General features: G+C 53.3%; 14 protein-coding genes. All 14 read right to left on the reverse strand.

The features are described 5' to 3' along the window. Positions 1-24: 24 nt before the first annotated feature. Positions 25-2,154 carry an ABC transporter permease gene (locus tag DQG13_RS16090; RefSeq protein ID WP_113020808.1) on the reverse strand — a complete coding sequence of 710 codons (2,130 nt, stop codon included), beginning with the start codon at positions 2,152-2,154 and terminating at the stop codon, positions 25-27. Next, the gene (locus tag DQG13_RS16095) at positions 2,151-2,912 is read right to left on the reverse strand and encodes an ABC transporter ATP-binding protein (RefSeq protein WP_113020809.1); all 762 of its coding nucleotides are present in this window, start codon (positions 2,910-2,912) and stop codon (positions 2,151-2,153) included. The genes DQG13_RS16090 and DQG13_RS16095 overlap by 4 nt, the downstream gene beginning before the upstream one ends. Before the next feature lie 94 nt (positions 2,913-3,006). Next, the gene (locus DQG13_RS16100) at positions 3,007-4,008 is read right to left on the reverse strand and encodes a sensor histidine kinase (protein ID WP_113020810.1); all 1,002 of its coding nucleotides are present in this window, start codon (positions 4,006-4,008) and stop codon (positions 3,007-3,009) included. Beyond that, complete coding sequence (locus tag DQG13_RS16105; protein ID WP_113020811.1) at positions 3,983-4,657, reverse strand: response regulator transcription factor; 675 nt, start codon at positions 4,655-4,657, stop codon at positions 3,983-3,985. Before DQG13_RS16105 ends, DQG13_RS16100 begins: the two co-directional genes overlap by 26 nt. 5 nt (positions 4,658-4,662) lie before the next feature. Further along, positions 4,663-5,925, reverse strand: a complete 1,263-nt coding sequence (locus tag DQG13_RS16110; RefSeq protein ID WP_113020812.1) for an adenosylhomocysteinase — start codon at positions 5,923-5,925, stop codon at positions 4,663-4,665. 31 nt (positions 5,926-5,956) lie between these two features. Then, a complete protein-coding gene (bshC, locus tag DQG13_RS16115) occupies positions 5,957-7,588 on the reverse strand; it encodes a bacillithiol biosynthesis cysteine-adding enzyme BshC (RefSeq protein ID WP_258525700.1) in 1,632 nt (543 codons plus the stop codon). Between the two features lie 162 nt (positions 7,589-7,750). Then, a complete protein-coding gene (locus DQG13_RS16120; RefSeq protein WP_113020814.1) occupies positions 7,751-8,365 on the reverse strand; it encodes a DUF1861 family protein in 615 nt (204 codons plus the stop codon). A 29-nt stretch (positions 8,366-8,394) separates the two neighbouring features. Beyond that, the gene (locus DQG13_RS16125; protein ID WP_113020815.1) at positions 8,395-8,595 is read right to left on the reverse strand and encodes a hypothetical protein; all 201 of its coding nucleotides are present in this window, start codon (positions 8,593-8,595) and stop codon (positions 8,395-8,397) included. A gap of 817 nt (positions 8,596-9,412) precedes the next feature. Continuing rightward, positions 9,413-10,366: an ABC transporter ATP-binding protein gene (locus DQG13_RS16130; protein WP_113020816.1), complete on the reverse strand. Its 954-nt coding sequence runs from the start codon at positions 10,364-10,366 to the stop codon at positions 9,413-9,415. Between the two features lies 1 nt (position 10,367). Further along, positions 10,368-11,399 carry an ABC transporter ATP-binding protein gene (locus DQG13_RS16135; RefSeq protein WP_113020817.1) on the reverse strand — a complete coding sequence of 344 codons (1,032 nt, stop codon included), beginning with the start codon at positions 11,397-11,399 and terminating at the stop codon, positions 10,368-10,370. A gap of 24 nt (positions 11,400-11,423) precedes the next feature. Continuing rightward, positions 11,424-12,344 (reverse strand): ABC transporter permease, encoded by a 921-nt coding sequence (locus tag DQG13_RS16140; protein WP_113020818.1) that lies wholly within the window; start codon positions 12,342-12,344, stop codon positions 11,424-11,426. Positions 12,345-12,349: 5 nt separating this feature from the next. Beyond that, positions 12,350-13,270: an ABC transporter permease gene (locus DQG13_RS16145; RefSeq protein ID WP_113020819.1), complete on the reverse strand. Its 921-nt coding sequence runs from the start codon at positions 13,268-13,270 to the stop codon at positions 12,350-12,352. Between the two features lie 88 nt (positions 13,271-13,358). Continuing rightward, the gene (locus DQG13_RS16150) at positions 13,359-15,065 is read right to left on the reverse strand and encodes a peptide ABC transporter substrate-binding protein (protein ID WP_181592786.1); all 1,707 of its coding nucleotides are present in this window, start codon (positions 15,063-15,065) and stop codon (positions 13,359-13,361) included. 438 nt (positions 15,066-15,503) lie between these two features. Beyond that, positions 15,504-16,508, reverse strand: coding sequence for a ketopantoate reductase family protein (locus DQG13_RS16155; RefSeq protein ID WP_113020821.1), 1,005 nt, complete (start codon positions 16,506-16,508; stop codon positions 15,504-15,506). Between the last annotated feature and the right edge of the window lie 12 nt (positions 16,509-16,520).

The following is a 16,520-nucleotide window of genomic DNA, read 5'->3' on the forward strand; positions in this document are numbered from 1 at the left end:
AATTGTTGCAACAGGCCCGGCGCATCATCTTTTCAGGCTGCCATCCAGAGCGCCGAAGGCCAAACCGACTCCCCGGACAAATTTATTTTTCAGGGACAAATAGAAGAAAATATCGAGCACCACGAAAATGCCGTACATGAGGAAGACTCTGCTTTTCAGATAGGCGGAATACACAGTGAAGTTAAGGGCGGTGGTGATCAGGAACAATCCCAACAAACCGCCGATGATCATCGGGGCAAAAAAGATAATGGCCAGATGGGTCCGCAGATAAGCCCTGTACTCCGCCGCAGTCAGTCCGATCTTCATCAACAGCGCGGCCTGCTCCTTCTCCTCGTCGATGTCGGTAGCCACTTTATAGTACAGAACGATGCTGGAGGAAAGCAGGAACAGCACGCCCAGGAACGATAAGGCAAACAGCAAAAATCCGTTGATCCGGAAGACAATGGTTTGCCGCTCCGCCTTATAGACCGGACGCAGAGCCTCCGCATCGTTGCGGTCGATCAGAGCTTCCCCTGCGCGCTCGACAAACCTGGTATCGGGATTTGTCCAAAGGGAGGAATCCGCCTGATTTTTTTCCCGCAGCGCATCCAGCATGGCCGCAAAAATACGGTCCCCATCCCCAGCCTTCAGATTAAAAAGATAGACGGTATCCCGCTGGGCCCGGAGCTTGGCATACACCGAATCATTCACGATATTGGCCATGGCGCCCTTGAACTCTTCATCCCCGTAAGAATTGATAAAGCCGGCGTACATCGCCGTTGTTTTGCCGCGCTCAAACACCAGCCTCTCCGCATCCCCCAGCCCGGAGAGAAATTCGTCCATGGAAACGGGATTTCTCCGGAAAGCTTCAGCCCGGTTTATCCCTTCCTCCCACGGCTCAACGGCAATGACCGTATCATAGCCGATCGGCTCCTCCACCTGCCCTTTTACATTGTACACAATGACCAGCTCATCCTGCGCAAGCTCCAGGGATAGTCCCGTATGACGGTTAAATTCCGATTCGCTGATTAACAGGCTCGTCCTGTGGTGAACCAAACCGTTGGCCGTATTCCGGTAATTCACATTGTGGATAAACTCCAGTGCGCTGAAGGAAGCAAGGGTTCCGCCGTTATCCGCTACAATAGTCTGCAATTCCTGGCCGGTAATACGGTTGATGCCGCCGCTTGCCTCCACCATATAATCGTAAGGCACATATTCGCCGATTGTTTTCCTGGAGAAGCTGTAGAAGGTCAGGCCAAATCCCATAAAAACCATGGCCAATGTGATGAGGAGCGTAACCAGATAAAGCGAAACCTTGTAGGCGTTAAACCGGTGGGACAGATTGGTCAAAATCAAAATATGCCGGTTGTAAAGGGAAGGAAACCGCTTCAGCAGCATTCTTACGCCATCCATGCAGAAGGCCAGCACAAAAAAGAGCGCGCCAAAGATCCCGAATACCAGAACCATGTAGCCTGCCATGGGGTTGTTCTCGATAAATCCTTGGACCGGACCGTCTCCACCGGCTATGACAGCATGATAAATCCACAGCGACACGCTGAAAATGACGATTGCCAAACAGCCCACAACCGGATGGGGCTTGGAAATTCCCTTGGTGCTTGCAGCCTTGGCGATTTGAACAATCGATAATTTCCGCAAAAACCGTCCGGTAAACACTACGTTGCTTGAGAATACAAACAGGAACACGCCCAGACTCAGCAGGAAGGTTTTGTAGCTGATGGAATAAATCTCATTGGACACGGCAAGTATTCTGCCCAGAATCAAATAGAACAGCCGGGACAAGAGCATTCCCGACAGCAGCCCGGTTATGGCCGAGCCTGCCACAATAACCAGGTTCTCCAGACGGATCATCCGGCTCAGATCCCGGGTGGTCATGCCCAGAGTGAGATACAGGCCAAACTCTCTGCCGCGGCTCTTGACGAAATAAATGCCGGTGTAGCTCACAAAAACCACGGAAAAGATGACAATGGCATAGGCAGCGGCATCGATATAGGATTTGGCGATCCGCATGGCCGGGTCCTGCGCCAGAATGTCATTGAACAGCAGGCTGCCGTATAAAAACAACACCGCCACAACGAAGCTGTTGACGAACAGATAGGACAAAAACCGCTTGAGATTATGCTTCAGGTTCTGCAGGATAATATGCCGGAACGTCACCGGGAATCGCCTCCCATGACGCTTAATACCTCCAGGATTTTGTCAAAAAAGGCTTTCCGGTCCCCCGCCCGCCGGATTTGCGCGCTGACCTGGCCGTCCTTGATAAAGACAATCCGTTTGCAATAGGATGCGGCAAAGGCATCATGCGTCACCATCAAAATGGTGCAGTCCTTTTGTTCGTTCATCCGGGTCAGCATGTCCATTACATCTGCCGATGACTTGGAATCCAAATTGCCGGTGGGTTCGTCGGCGAAGCAAACCGCCGGGTCGGCGGCAAGGGCCCGGGCAGCGGCAGCCCGCTGCTTCTGCCCGCCCGAAGCATGGTATTGGTACTTTCCGGCCAGCTCAGCAATGCCGAAAAAGGCCATCAGCTCGTCCACCCGCCCTTCAATCTCCCGGGGCGTTTTTTTGTCCAGAATTAAGGGCAGGGCAATATTCTCCTTCAGCGTCAGGCTCTCCAGCAGATTGAAATCCTGAAAAATATAGCCTGTCCGCTGACGGCGAAACAAGGCCAGCTCATCCGGCTTCATGGCGGCGAGATTGCGCCCCTCAATCCTGACCGATCCTGCGGTTGCAGTATCCACGCCGGACAAAATATTGAGCAGGGTTGTTTTTCCGCTGCCGCTGGGCCCCATCACGCCGATAAACTCGCCCTTTTGGGCGGTCAGGCTGATGCCGTCCAACGCCGTAACCTCTTTGGCCCCCTTGAAAGAACGGTAAATCTTCGTCAAATTTTCAATCTCGATAATATCGCTCATAGGTTCATCCTCCATTCTTCCTACATCGTAGAGGATAGGGGGCCGCCGGGGAATCGAATTGCCTTACGGCAAGCTTACCGTTTTGCAAGGTTTCTTATCGGAGCGGAGCATCATGGGCGGCAAGAAATGTGATGCTGACGCAGGTCCCTTGGCCCACGGCCGATGTTAGCCCCACTTCATGCCCCAGCTGCTTGGCAATATGCTTGACCATGGCCAGCCCGATGCCTGTGGCGCTGTTGCGGGGAGAACGGCCGTTTTGCCCGGTATAAAACAGCTCGAATACCCGCGGCACATCCTCAGGCGGGATGCCGACGCCTTCATCGCGGATATGCAACGTCACCTGCTTGCCGTCGGATTCCATGTCAAAGCTGATTTTACCGTCGGCGGGGCTGTACTTGACAGCATTGGTCACAATTTGATCGAGCATGTATCCGCACCATTTTTTGTCCGTATAAACAAATGCTTGGGTATCGCACAGCTTGGGAAACACGCCTGCATAAATAAAATCCCGCCGCCTGTCATTAATCACCGAGGCCACAAGATCGTGAAGCTCGATGCGCTCGGGCACATAATCGTTGGCAAACTCGTCCAGACGCAGAATGTTCAGCGCCTGCTCCAGATTGCTCTTCATCTTCTCATTCTCCAGGGCGATATCGGCCAGCTTGCCGGCATGGGAAGAGCCTGCCGCCAATTCAATGACCGCAGCCGATGATTTCATATTGTGAATAAAGCTGGTGAACAATGTATTGCGCCCGGACACTTTTTCATTCAATGCCGCCAGCTTCTCCTGATACGCCGCATGAATATCCGCAATGGCGGAAAAAACCAACTCCTCCTTGGCATCATCGGTATAACGCGGCAAAACGCCGGCGGTGCCCGCGGCGTTCAGCTGGTCCAGAAAACAGTATAGGGTATACAGCTTGTACGACAGATACACCAGCAGCACAGCCAGGCTCATGATCAGCGGGTAGGCAATCGCAAGCTGATCCAGCATCAGGTTGAAGATCAGAATAAGGATTCCGGCATTGACCAGGTAAAATGCCAGAGCCGTTCTTTCCGTGCGCAGGGTTTTACAAACCAGCCGTATCCAGGACATAGCCCACTCCTCTTTTCGTGACAATGGCGTTGTCAAGACTCAGTCCGGCCAGCTTTTTCTTCACGCGGGTCATATTTACCGTCAGCGTGTTATCGTCTACAAAACCGGCGTCATCCCACAGCTCCTCCAAGATCTGCTCGCGGGTCACGATCTGCCCGGCGTTCCGGAGGAGAAGCCGCAACACCTTATATTCATTTTTGGTCAGCTCACAGGTTTGCCCCCGAAACCGCAGGCTCATGGTATCTCCGCAAAGGAAGAGGCTGCCTGTTGAGAGACCGGCGGCTTGTGCGTCCGACCGCCGCAAAACGGCGTTGATCTTGGCCACTAACACACCGATGGCGAAGGGTTTGGTGACATAGTCATCCGCTCCAAGCTCCATCCCGCGGATTTGCTCGCCTTCATCGTTGAGGGCGGAAATAATGATCACGGGAATATGCAGCTTTTTGCGGATTAAACGAAGGTAATAGAACCCGTCAAATTTCGGGAGGGTAATATCCAGCAGCACCAGGCGGGGCTCCAGCCTTTCGATGGTTTTCAGCACCGCGTCATAGTCATCCAGCACATGGGCCTCAAAATCATAAGCGTTCAAATAGTCGCAAATGTATTTCTGGAGCTGCTCGTTGTCCTCAATCAGCAAAATGCGGTTCATTGGGCTTAATGCTCCGACCAGCCTTCAAGATAGGTCTTTTGCTCCTCGGTCAGGGCGTCGATGGCAAGGCCCATGGAAGCCAGCTTGTAGCGGGCCACCTGCTCATCCAGCTCGTAAGGCACATTGACCACCTTGTTGCCGATGCTCTCGTACTGGTCATTGACATATTTCAGCGACAGCGCTTGAAGGGCGAAGGTCATATCCATAATTTCCGCCGGGTGGCCGTCGCCTGCAGCCAGATTCACCAGCCGGCCTTCGGCCAGCAGGTAGATGCTGCGTCCGTCCTTCAGCTTGTATTCCTCGATATTCTTGCGGACGGTGCGCTTGGAGACAGACAAGGCCTCCAGCTCCGGCTTGTTCACTTCCACATCGAAGTGCCCGGCATTGGACAGAATGGCGCCGTCCTTCATAACGGCATAATGCTCGCCGCGGATGACATCCCGGTTGCCGGTGACGGTGACGAAGAAGTCCCCTTCCTTGGCCGCCTCCAGCATCGGCATCACCTGGAAGCCGTCCATGTACGCTTCGATGGCCTTGATGGCATCCACTTCGGTGACAATTACCTTGGCGCCCAAACCCTTGGCCCGCATGGCCACACCCTTGCCGCACCAGCCGTAACCGACCACCACAACGGTTTTGCCTGCCACCACCAGATTGGTGGTGCGGTTAATGCCGTCCCATACGGACTGGCCGGTCCCATAGCGGTTGTCAAAGAGATATTTGCAGAAGGCATCGTTTACGGCAACCATGGGAAACTTCAGCTTGCCCTCCTTCTCCAGAGACTTCAGCCGGAGAATGCCTGTTGTGGTCTCCTCTGCCCCGCCCCGCACCTGAGCCAGCAGATCCTGGCGTTCGCTGTGGAGGATGGTCACCAGATCCCCGCCGTCGTCAATGATCAGGTCGGGCTTCTCCTCCAGGGTTTTGATCAGGAGGGCCTTGTATTCCTCGGGGGTGGGATTGTACTTGGCATATACCCGCACGCCGTCCTCCACCAATGCCGCGCAGACATCATCCTGGGTGGACAGGGGATTGCTGCCGGTGATGGTCACATCGGCCCCGCCGGCCTGCACCACCTTGGCCAGATAGGCGGTTTTGGCCTCCAAGTGGAGGGAGATGGCCACCTTCAGCCCTTTAAAGGGCTGCTCCTTCTGGAACTGCTCCTTGATCTTGTTCAGTACCGGCATGTGGGCATCCACCCAGTCAATTTTCAAATGCCCTTCCGGAGCCAGCGCCGGATCGGCAATGATGCTTTTGTTTTGCAAAGTCATTGGAATGCCTCCTAAAATTGAATTGGTTGTATTAAAAAAACATCAGCCGGTGTTTGCCGTCATTGTCATAGGGCGCGGCAATCAACTGGTCGATCCAGCCGCTTCCGTACCGGTTTAAATAAGCAAACACATTATACACTCTTTCCTGCGGCTTGGACAGCGGATTCAGGCTCAGATGGATGCGGTCCAGCTGCCGCAAGCCGCTGGAAAATTTGCTTTGCAGGGAATCGGCGGCCCGGTTGCGGAGATAGTCGATCTGCTCCACAATTTTTTGCCTATTGGTTTCCCCTAGCTTGGCCAAACCAGGGTTCAGGCTGGCTACCGTTTCCAATACCGGCCGGTACAGCTCCAGAAACCGTCTGCGGGTTTCCGAAAACAGCTCCTCCACCTCATATTGGCCCTGGTCCATCAGCCACTCCTCACGGAAATCATCGAACCGGTCCATGACGGCGTCATAGGTGAGGCCGAATTTCTCCATGTTCTTATGTACTGTTCCTTCAATTAAAGTAAACTCCAGACGGGGCATAATGAGCGGCAGCCGCAGCCCCATTCTGTGGAAAGCCTCCCGGGTCAAGGCCCAATAGGCGATTTCCCCCGGCCCCAGCACCACCGCCAGCACTGGCAGCAGATAATCCTGCATCATTGGCCGGGTCATCACATTATTGCTGAACCGCCAGGGCTCCTCCCGGGCAAGGCGCTCCAGCTCCGCCCGCTCTATCCTGAAGGTCCGCTTCCGGTTGGCAAAGCTGTCCCCGTCCCGGTACAGCAGCGTCCGCTCCCCTTCGTCATTGTAGAAGAACAGATTGGCCTGGCCGGGTGTTTGGTCCGCTTGGGGCGTATACCCCAGCTCCGCTACCACAGCGCTTCCGGTCAGAACGCACCGGTTCAGCTCCTCGCAGTCCGCCAGCAGCCGCTGGAACATGGGGCTCTCCAAACGGCGCAGCGCCGGGTCATCCGAATCCAGCAGCACCAGGCCATGGGCCCCGAACAGCCAACCCATAATCCGGGCAAAATAATCCGTCAGCGTCCGGGAGGAATCCGCATATTCCCGCAGCCGGGCCATCAGCTCGGGCTTGAAGTCGCTATCCTGCAGCCATTCCTCCATCTTCGCCAGCGCGTCGGCCCAGGATTCAAAAGCAAGACGGCTGACCGCCTCCCGCTTCCCGGTGGGATGCTCCAGCCGGAACCGCTCTACCGCAAGCTGTCCGGTCAAAGCATACCAATGGTTCACCTCGTCGAAATCATGGTCCTCTCCGGCAATCCAGAATACCGGGACAACCGGCTTTCCCAGCTTGGCCGAAGCCTCCCGGGCCAGACGGATCACCGATACCGCTTTATAAATCACCAGGAGCGGCCCCGTAAACAATCCCGCCTGCTGGCCGCCTGTAACCACCAGCGTCTCCTCCTGCGCCAATAGCGCAAGGGAATGGCGCACGGCCTCATGGTCGTTTCCTTGCTTGAGATTGTATGCTGTCAGCACATCGATCAAACCGCCCCGAGGCGCTCTCTCCAGCCGGGTGGAGGCAAGCCAGTCTGCCCGCCGCTCCCACTCGCCCTCCTGCCAAGGATGATAATCGAATCGCTCTGCCACCTTTTCAAAATGCCGGCAATAATCCTCTGCCAGCGGCTGGCTTTTGCTCCGTACCGCTTCTACCAGTTGCAAGATGCTCCGGCCTCCTCTCATGTCCAGCTTTTATCTTAACGCAAAGCCGGGGTTTGTACAAATGCTCAAACACAAAACCAATCCCCGAATGACACAAAAAAGAAGCAGTGCGCAAGCCATGCTTCTTTGGAGTATTTCAGCTATTCAGATTCGGCAGACGGGCTAAACAAGCAGCCCATGGCCGGCAAACGGGTAGTCGATTGTAATCCGGCCTGTTTCGCAATCTCCCAAGCCGCTGTACAGATCCACTTTCCCGTCCTCCCGCAGCACGATGCCGGAGGTAAACACGCAGTCCGTCAGGTCGGGCATTTTCGCCGGTCCCGGCGGATAGCAGCTGCGGGTGCCGATAATTTGCATATCCATAAATTCACGCCGCTCGGGATCAAACACAAATGACATATTCAAATAAACCTTCAGCTCCTGACCGCCGGAATCCTTGCCCTGTAAGAAATGTGGCCAATTATTCCCTATTTCCCCAGGCGTCAGGTCATGGTACAGCAGGGTGACGATATCATTTAATTGAAGCGGGGTTCCGATTTCCCATTCCCACCAATTTCCATAGGTTGCTATCGACGGATTGTAACGGTTGTGATACATCCAATCCAGCCCGTTGATGATGTCGTTCTTAAGGGCCTCATTGCCCTGCAAGGACGAACCTTTGACCTTGTAGGCCAACGTCATCGCCTTGAGATTCCCATAGGTCGTGGAGATTTGCGCCGGATTGCTTGTGCCTTCCAGCCCGGCCCACAGTGTGGTCCTCTCCGCTGTTTTGACCATGGTGCTCCACAAGGATTGGGCATTTAAGGTCAGCTTGTCGATGGCGGCACGGATGTCCGGCTCGTGATCTCGAATTGGCTGCCTCCTGTCAGATAATCACTCCAACGCTCGATCATCTGCTCATACGGGTCCGCAGGAGCTGCGCCCGCCACTCCCGCTTGTCCGAACAATGCAGCCAGCAAGGCCACAACACAGATAATCGCGTATAACCGCTTGCAAAATTTCGCCATTTCCTTTCCTCCGATCTGTTTGTTTGGAATTTACCCCGCTTTGGCTTTCACTTGCATCCCAAACATTAACAAACCCCCGACCCTTCGTATACCGACACCTCCGAAAGGAGGAATCATAATTTGATAATTGTGGAATTCATTTTTTGACCTACCGTTTATAAATTGAGATTGGGTGCCAATTGGAGTGAAAATTAGTAACTACTCAGCTATGTCCGTAACACCCCCAACTGTGTTGAACGCCGCGGCGTAAGCCTATGTAGGTAGTGAATGGGTCGTCGGAAATATGGAATAATATAGAATGCTCAACGTGTAAAAGTACATTTATTTCACGAGTTAGCTACTGGAACGGAGGGTCATCATGCAAAAGTACATCTATTTCACGAGTTAGCTACTGGAACGGAGGACCATAATGCAAAAGTACATCTATTTCACGCAGATTTCAGTTTTTTGGCGGTTTTAAACGAAAATAACTGCACTTTTGCATGATCGGAGCGAAAAAGTGGACTCGTGGCCAAAAATAACTGCACTTTTGCCATTATAGCATTGGTAGATGCTGGATCACCGGCAGGATGGCGCCCAAAAAGCCCTACCTTCCATCGGAGATGTTGTCACTAAAGCAGATAACGGCAATTTGGAATTGGGAGCGGAATGTGCCCGCGGCAGACAATAAGGGCTCCTAAGTCCCTTTAAAACACAATTTTTCCAAACAGATAACTGAGTAGTTACGAAAATTAGCCCGCTTTCCCGGCTCTCGGCCCGTATAACAAAAAAACCGCCTGCGGAGTCCCTAGGGAGCCGCGGCGGTTTTTGTATAGGATTAGTACAAGTGGCAGGCTGTAAAGTGGCCGGGTTCTACTTCCTTCATCTCCGGCATGGATTCCGCACATTTGGCCATTGCCTTGGGGCAACGGGTCCGGAAAGGACAGCCGCTGGGCGGATTCATGGGGCTGGGCACCTCGCCCTGAAGGATAATGCGCTCCCGCTTCTTTTCCACCTCGGGGTCGGGAATCGGAATCGCCGACAGAAGGGAAACCGTATAAGGGTGAAGCGGATGGGAATACAGCTTTTCGGAGGTGGTGATCTCCATCATTTTGCCCAGATACATAACGCCGATCCGGTCGGAGATATGCTTCACCATCGCCAGGTCATGGGCAATAAACAGATAGGTCAGATCCCGCTCGCGCTGGAGCTTCTTGAACAAATTTACCACCTGCGCCTGAACGGAAACGTCCAGCGCGGAAATGGGCTCGTCCGCTACGATAAACTGGGGCTGGATGGCCAGCGCCCGGGCAATCCCGATCCGCTGCCGTTGGCCTCCGGAAAACTCATGGGGAAAACGTCCGGCATGCTCGGCATTCAAGCCTACATCATCGAGCAGCTTATAAATCTGTTCCTTGCGCTCTTTGCCGGCAGCCAGGCCGTGGATATCAATGCCTTCCCCGATAATGTTTTCAATGGTCATTCTGGGATTCAGCGAAGCGTATGGGTCCTGGAATACCATTTGCATTTGCTGGTTGAACTTCTTGAGCTTTTGGCCCTTGTATTTGTAGATATTTTCACCGTTGAACAGTACTTCGCCTTCCGTGGCGTCGTACAGCTTCACGATGGTGCGTCCCGCAGTGGATTTGCCGCAGCCGGATTCGCCTACCAGACCGAAGGTTTCCCCCCGCTTGATGGCAAAGTTGATGCCGTCCACCGCTTTAAGCACGCCGTTTCTGACATTAAAGTGCTTCTTAAGGTTGCGTACCTCAAGCAAAATTTCTTCCTTCATCCTAGCGTACCTCCTTCGCAACAGGCCTGGACACTTCAGGCGCCATCGGATGGTTCAGCCAGCAGGCAGCCGCGTGGCCTTTGGCGATGTCGGTAAGCTCCGGGTCTATCTTTTTGCAAATATCCATAGCATAGGCGCAGCGGGCGGCAAAAGCGCAGCCCACCGGGGGAGCGAACAAGTCCGGAGGTGTGCCGTCAATGGGCATCAGCGGCTCGTCGGAATTTTGGTCCAGGCGGGGCATGGAAGCAAGCAGCCCCCATGTATAAGGATGTTTGGAGTTGTAGAATACATCATCCACCTTGCCCACTTCCACCACTTTGCCGGCGTACATAACTACAACCCGCTGGGCGATATTGGCAACTACGCCCAGATCGTGGGTAATGATAATAATGGACATCCCCAGCTTCTTCTGGAGGTCCTGCATCAGGTCGATAATTTGCGCCTGAATGGTAACGTCCAATGCAGTGGTAGGCTCGTCCGCAATCAGCAGCTTCGGACGGCAGGCCAGGGCAAGAGCGATCATAACCCGCTGGCGCATACCGCCGGACAGCTCATGGGGATATTGCTTCACCCGGGATTCGGGGCTGGGGATACCTACAAGCTTCAGCATTTCCACGGCTTGCTCAATGGCAGCCTTGTGGGAGAGCTTTTGGTGTTTGACCAGGCTTTCGGCAATTTGCTTGCCTACGGTCATGGTGGGGTTCAAGGACGTCATGGGATCTTGGAAGATCATGCCCATTTCATAGCCGCGGATATGCTCCATGTCCTTGTCGGACAGCTTGGCCAGGTCCTTGTCGCCGTCAAACATAATTTGCCCCTTCTTAATCTTTCCGGGAGGCATGGGAATCAGACGCATGATCGTCTGGGCGGTTACGGACTTGCCGCAGCCGGATTCGCCTACGATGGCGAGAGCTTCGCCTTTATGCAAATCGAAGGACACTCCCCGCACCGCCTGAACCTCGCCGGCGTATGTGCTGAAGGAGACTTCGAGTTCTTTAACATCAAGTATAAGGTCCTTGCTTGCTTTGTTCATGGGGTCCACCTCCTGTGTGTCCGCTTATTTGCGCATCCGTGGGTCGAGAGCATCACGGAGACCGTCACCCAGCAGGTTAAAGGCCAACATGATGAGAGAAATGACAGCAGCAGGGAAGAACAGCTGGTACGGATGTCCCTGAATAATGCTGCTGATGGCGTCGCTGGTCAGCGTGCCAAGGCTCGCCTGGGGAGCGGGAATACCCAGACCCAGGAAGCTCAAGGTCGCTTCAGTGAAGATGGCGCCGGGAATGGAGAATGTAATGTTAACGATAATAACGCCCAAGGTGTTGGGCACCAGATGTTTGAAGAGAATGCGGTTGTTGCCGGCGCCCAAGGTGCGGGCCGCCAAAATAAACTCCTGCTCCTTCAGCTGCATCACCTGGCCGCGGACCAGCCGCGCCATACCCATCCAGCCGAAGGCTGTCATGGCCACGATAATGGTCAGCAAGCCTTTTTCCATAACGACCATCAGAAGGATAACTACCAGAAGGTACGGAATGGCATAAAGCACTTCCACGATCCGCATCATGATGTTATCGGTAGTACCGCCCTTGTAGCCGGCAATACCGCCATAGATAACGCCGATAATCAAGTCCATGGTAGCGGCCACAACGGCGATGATCAGCGAGATCCGCGCGCCGTACCATACCCGCACCCACAGATCGCGGCCCAGGGCATCCGTGCCGAACCAGTGCGTGGCGTTGGGAAGCTTATTTACATTCATGAAGCTTTGCTCGGAATAAGAGAACGGGCGGATCATCGGCCCGAAAACCGCCAGCAAAATCAATGCGATCAAAGCAAACAAGGCGGACATGGCCACTTTGTTCTTCTTCAACCGGCGCCAGGCGTCCTGCCAATACGTGAGACTGGGCCGGACAATGCGCTCGCCCTGTTCATCCTTGGGCGCAGGCAAAAACATATTTTCATTAATATTCATCGACATCCGGTTCACCCCCTCAGCTTAATGCGCGGATCTATGATGGAATACAGCAGGTCTACTACGAAGAGTATGACGACAAGCGCAATGCCGTACACCACAGTAGTACCCATGATGAGGGAGTAATCCCGGTTATTGATGCCGTCCACCAGCATTTTACCCGAACCCGGCACAGAGAAAATTTTCTCAATGACAAAAGAACCGGTAACCAGATGGGCCGTAATCGGACCCAGGATGGTGATAACGGGAAGAATCGCGTTGCGGATGGCATGGTTTACAACGACACGCACATAAGGCAAACCTTTTGCCTTGGCCGTTTTGATGTAATCCTGATTCAAAACCTCAAGCATATTGGAACGCATTAACCGGGTAATCTGCGCCAGAGGCGAGGCCGATAATGCGAGTGTTGGCAAAACCGTATGTTTCATGGATGCCCATGTAGCTACCGGAAACCAATGCAACTGTACTGCGAAGAATTGGATAAGCAAGGTAGCGATTACAAAGCTTGGCACAGAGGTTCCGAAAACCGCCAGCACAGTCGCAACACGGTCCGGGATTCTGTTGTGGTACAAAGAGGAAGTAATCCCCAGGAATAACCCGCCGATAACGGCTACAACCAAGGCTTGCAAGCCCAATTGAATGGTAACGGGCATCGCTTCCTTCAGCATTTGGTTGACATCCCGGGACTGCGACTTGTAGGAAGGGCCAAGATCACCCTGCAGCAGGGAACCGACGTAACGGAAATATTGCTTCCAGACAGGCTCGTCCAAATGATAAAACTTATTCAAATTCTCCAGAATGGCTGGAGGCACCGGTTTTTCTTGGGTGAATGGTCCGCCGGGCACGGAATGCATGAGTATAAAGGTCAGAGTAATAATCACCAAAATTGTCAGAACGGCGTTTACTCCTCTTTTAATAAGAAATGATCGCATAAAGTTAGTTACCCCTTCCCAAGCCTCTATCATCAGAACATGAGGTATGCCTGCACGTACGGCATACCTCATGTGCGATCTTTTATATTTATTTGGTTACAGCGTAGCGGAAGTTCATTTCACGGTTAGCCGGAGTGTAGATGCCGGTGATTTCCTTCTTGATCGCATTAGCGGAGGAGTAGAAGTAAATCGGCAGGATCGGCATTTCATCCATCAGGATTTTCTCAGCGTCGCGGAACTGTTGGATACGCTTGGTCTCGTCTTGTTCCTTCTTGGCCGCAGCCACCAGTTCGTCGTACTTGGCGTTGCTCCAGCCGGTATTGTTGTTGCCGCCGCCGGTTACGAACATGTCGATGTAGGTCATCGGGTCCAGGTAGTCGCCAATCCAGCCGGTACGCATGATTTGGTAGTCCAGGTTGGATTGCTTGTCAAGCCATACCTTGGATTCAACGTTAGCCAGGGTTACTTCAATACCCAGGTTCTTTTTCCACATTTCCTGGATTGCTTCAGCAATCATCTTGTGGCCTTCGTTGGTGTTGTAAGTCAGCTCGGTCTTGGGGAAGGAGGTCAGGCCCAGTTCCTTCAAACCTTCATCCAGCAGCTTCTTGGCTTCTGCCACGTCTTCCTTGAAGTAGGCGTTGGTGGCAGCGTCGCCTGTACGGAAGTCCTTGCCGGCCATGATGATACCGGGGGAAACGAAAGCGAATGCCGGAGTTTGGCCGGTCTTGGTGATGTTGTCGATGATCGGCTGGCGTTGGATAGCCATGCTCAGAGCCTTGCGGATCTTGACATTGTTCATCGGAGCCTTGGTTACGTTAAAGCGGTAGAAGTAGGTAGCCAGCTTCGGAGATACAATCAGCTCGCCGTTCTTCTTGGCAGTATCGATAGCGGCCGGAGTTACGGATTGGTACACGTTCAGGTCGCCGGTGGTGTACATTTGCCATGCGGTGTTGTCATCGGTAATGTTGTTCCAGGTGATTTGGGTAGCGGTGATCTTGGCCTTGTCATAGTAGTTCTCGTTCTTGACAGCTACCAGCTTCTGGTCCTTGCTCCATTCCTTCACCATGAAGGGGCCGTTGCCGACCAGAGTTGCCGCTTCGTTGGCCCACTTGGGGTTGGCTTCAACAACCTTCTTGTTGACCGGATAGTAAGTATAGAAGGAAACCAGCTGTTTGAAGTAAGGAGTGGGGTTCACCAGGGTAACCACCAAAGTCTTGTCGTCAGTGGCCTTAACTCCGACAGCGTCCCTCAGTTTGTTCATTTCATCAGCGGAGAGCTTCTTGGGGTCAGCGGAGTTGTACTCAGTGCCGCCCTTCACGTAGTCACCGATTTGATATGCATATTCAGAAGCGAATGCCGGGTCCAAAACCCGTTTCCAAGCGTATTCGAAATCGCCTGCAGTTAACGGATCGCCGTTGGACCACTTCAGGTTGTCCTTCAGGGTGAAGGTGTAGGTCAGGCCGTCTTCGCTGATTTTAACGTCCTTCGCTTGTCCGGGAACCAGCCCGTCTTTGTCTTGGAAGAACAGACCTTCGAAAACATGGTCCAAGGACCAGCTGGATGAGGTGGACTTGGCAAGTCCCGGGTCCATGGTAGGAATTTCACCGTTGATGTAGGTATTGATCACTGCGCCTTTAGCAGCGGCCGGTGCAGAAGAAGCTGCCGCGCTGGCTCCAGGAGAAGCCGTAGGAGCTGTGGAACTGCCACCCTCATCAGATGTTGTCGTGCAACCTGCAGCAACGCCAAGCGCCATCACAGAGGACAGCGTGGCTGCTAACCACTTTTTCGTTTGCATAGTAACCCTCCCGAATATACTGAATACTTTTTTATGGTAAAGGTACGACATCCGTCCAGCAGTGACGAACATCACACCATTAGCCCGATTCCATGAACATTTGTACACCGGTCAAAAACATTTCGAATTTGCGCATTTTTGACCATGTTAGTTTTTATGACACGAAGCAAATTTCATGTTACTATTTTTAACACAAACTTATTGACCTGTAAATCATTTTTTTCAATTCCTTCACAAATTTCACAACTAAGTAACATTTCAATAAAAGAACGTTTTGCTTTGCCAGCCGAATTATAATCTTTTTCAATTATACAACCGCCGGTTAATAAAATCTACGATTTTCTTGTGGGAAAAATTGTTTTTCTGCGCAAACGCTTTAAGAAAAGCTCCCATGAGTTTGTGCGAACTCATATTTATACATTTCTAAGGCATTTTTATTCAACTCAAAAATATTTTCGACATATCCATACCTTCTTCGTTGCCTGCCCTTAACGCTTCTTTCGCCTTGACCAGCCGGTACACTGTTTCATGATGAGGAAGCTTCAGGCCATAGCGCTCTGCTTCCCGAAGTAAAGCGCCTGTCAGCCAATCCAGCTCCGTATGCCGCCCCCCCGTCAGGTCTTGCAGCATAGAGGATCTGTTGCCGGCTGTCGCCCGGCACACCTCAACAAGCTTTTGCCACCGAATCCCGGCCGTTCTCCCGTAACCGGCCGCTGCCGCCGCAGACTCCGCTTCCTCAAACAAACGCCGCATCAGCTCTATACTGTGGGCATCGTCCAGCAGCCGGCCGTTGCGTACCTCCAACAAAGCGGTCAGCGGGTTGATGACCGTATTTATGATCAGTTTGTCCCATATATCTGCCTGAATATTCCCTGAAGCAACAGCCTGCAATCCCGCATGGCCCAGAATCTCCGCCAGCAGGGCGGCATGTGTTCCGGACGGATCAGCTTCCTCTTCCGCAGCCCCGATGCGCGTGCTGCCCGTTCCCGTATGCCAAACCTCCGTATCCGACACCCGCATGGCCCCTTCTGTTGTAACGGCGGCATAAAGCCTGTCCGTACCCGTTGCGGCCCGCAGCTTCTCCAAATGCCCCATGCCGTTTTGGAGACAGCATATACGGGTATGCTGCCCGGCCCGCCTCCGGATAGCTTCTATAATCGAAGGACCGATATCCTTCTGCTTCAATGCCAGCAGAATCCAGTCCGCTCCGCCCTGGCTGCGCCGTTGCCCGTCCGAGTATGCCGCAAAATCCAGACATGCAGCAGCTGCCGTCCGGGGATGATTGCCGTCCTTGTCTTTGACCGTAATCCCCAAAGCGGAGATGGCCTCCGCCTGACGGAGTGTCCGCACCACTAGGGTAAGTGAAGCCCCGGTATCCGCGGCCGCCAGACTGCCTGCCAGCAGCAGGCCCAAGGAGCCTCCCCCGACAACCTCAATGTTCATGCCCTCACATCC

This window comes from Paenibacillus sp. YN15, from assembly GCF_003285005.1.
Lineage (GTDB): Bacteria > Bacillota > Bacilli > Paenibacillales > NBRC-103111 > Paenibacillus_AR.

Excerpts from the sequence above, each read along its gene's own strand:
- DQG13_RS16095 (WP_113020809.1), bottom strand. The coding sequence starts at position 2,912 with ATGAGCGATATTATCGAGATTGAAAATTTGACGAAGATTTACCGTTCT.
- DQG13_RS16100 (WP_113020810.1), bottom strand. The coding sequence starts at position 4,008 with ATGTCCTGGATACGGCTGGTTTGTAAAACCCTGCGCACGGAAAGAACG.
- DQG13_RS16105 (WP_113020811.1), bottom strand. The coding sequence starts at position 4,657 with ATGAACCGCATTTTGCTGATTGAGGACAACGAGCAGCTCCAGAAATAC.
- DQG13_RS16110 (WP_113020812.1), bottom strand. The coding sequence starts at position 5,925 with ATGACTTTGCAAAACAAAAGCATCATTGCCGATCCGGCGCTGGCTCCG.
- DQG13_RS16120 (WP_113020814.1), bottom strand. The coding sequence starts at position 8,365 with ATGGTCAAAACAGCGGAGAGGACCACACTGTGGGCCGGGCTGGAAGGC.
- DQG13_RS16125 (WP_113020815.1), bottom strand. The coding sequence starts at position 8,595 with ATGGCGAAATTTTGCAAGCGGTTATACGCGATTATCTGTGTTGTGGCC.
- DQG13_RS16130 (WP_113020816.1), bottom strand. The coding sequence starts at position 10,366 with ATGAAGGAAGAAATTTTGCTTGAGGTACGCAACCTTAAGAAGCACTTT.
- DQG13_RS16135 (WP_113020817.1), bottom strand. The coding sequence starts at position 11,399 with ATGAACAAAGCAAGCAAGGACCTTATACTTGATGTTAAAGAACTCGAA.
- DQG13_RS16140 (WP_113020818.1), bottom strand. The coding sequence starts at position 12,344 with ATGTCGATGAATATTAATGAAAATATGTTTTTGCCTGCGCCCAAGGAT.
- DQG13_RS16145 (WP_113020819.1), bottom strand. The coding sequence starts at position 13,270 with ATGCGATCATTTCTTATTAAAAGAGGAGTAAACGCCGTTCTGACAATT.
- DQG13_RS16150 (WP_181592786.1), bottom strand. The coding sequence starts at position 15,065 with ATGCAAACGAAAAAGTGGTTAGCAGCCACGCTGTCCTCTGTGATGGCG.
- DQG13_RS16155 (WP_113020821.1), bottom strand. The coding sequence starts at position 16,508 with ATGAACATTGAGGTTGTCGGGGGAGGCTCCTTGGGCCTGCTGCTGGCA.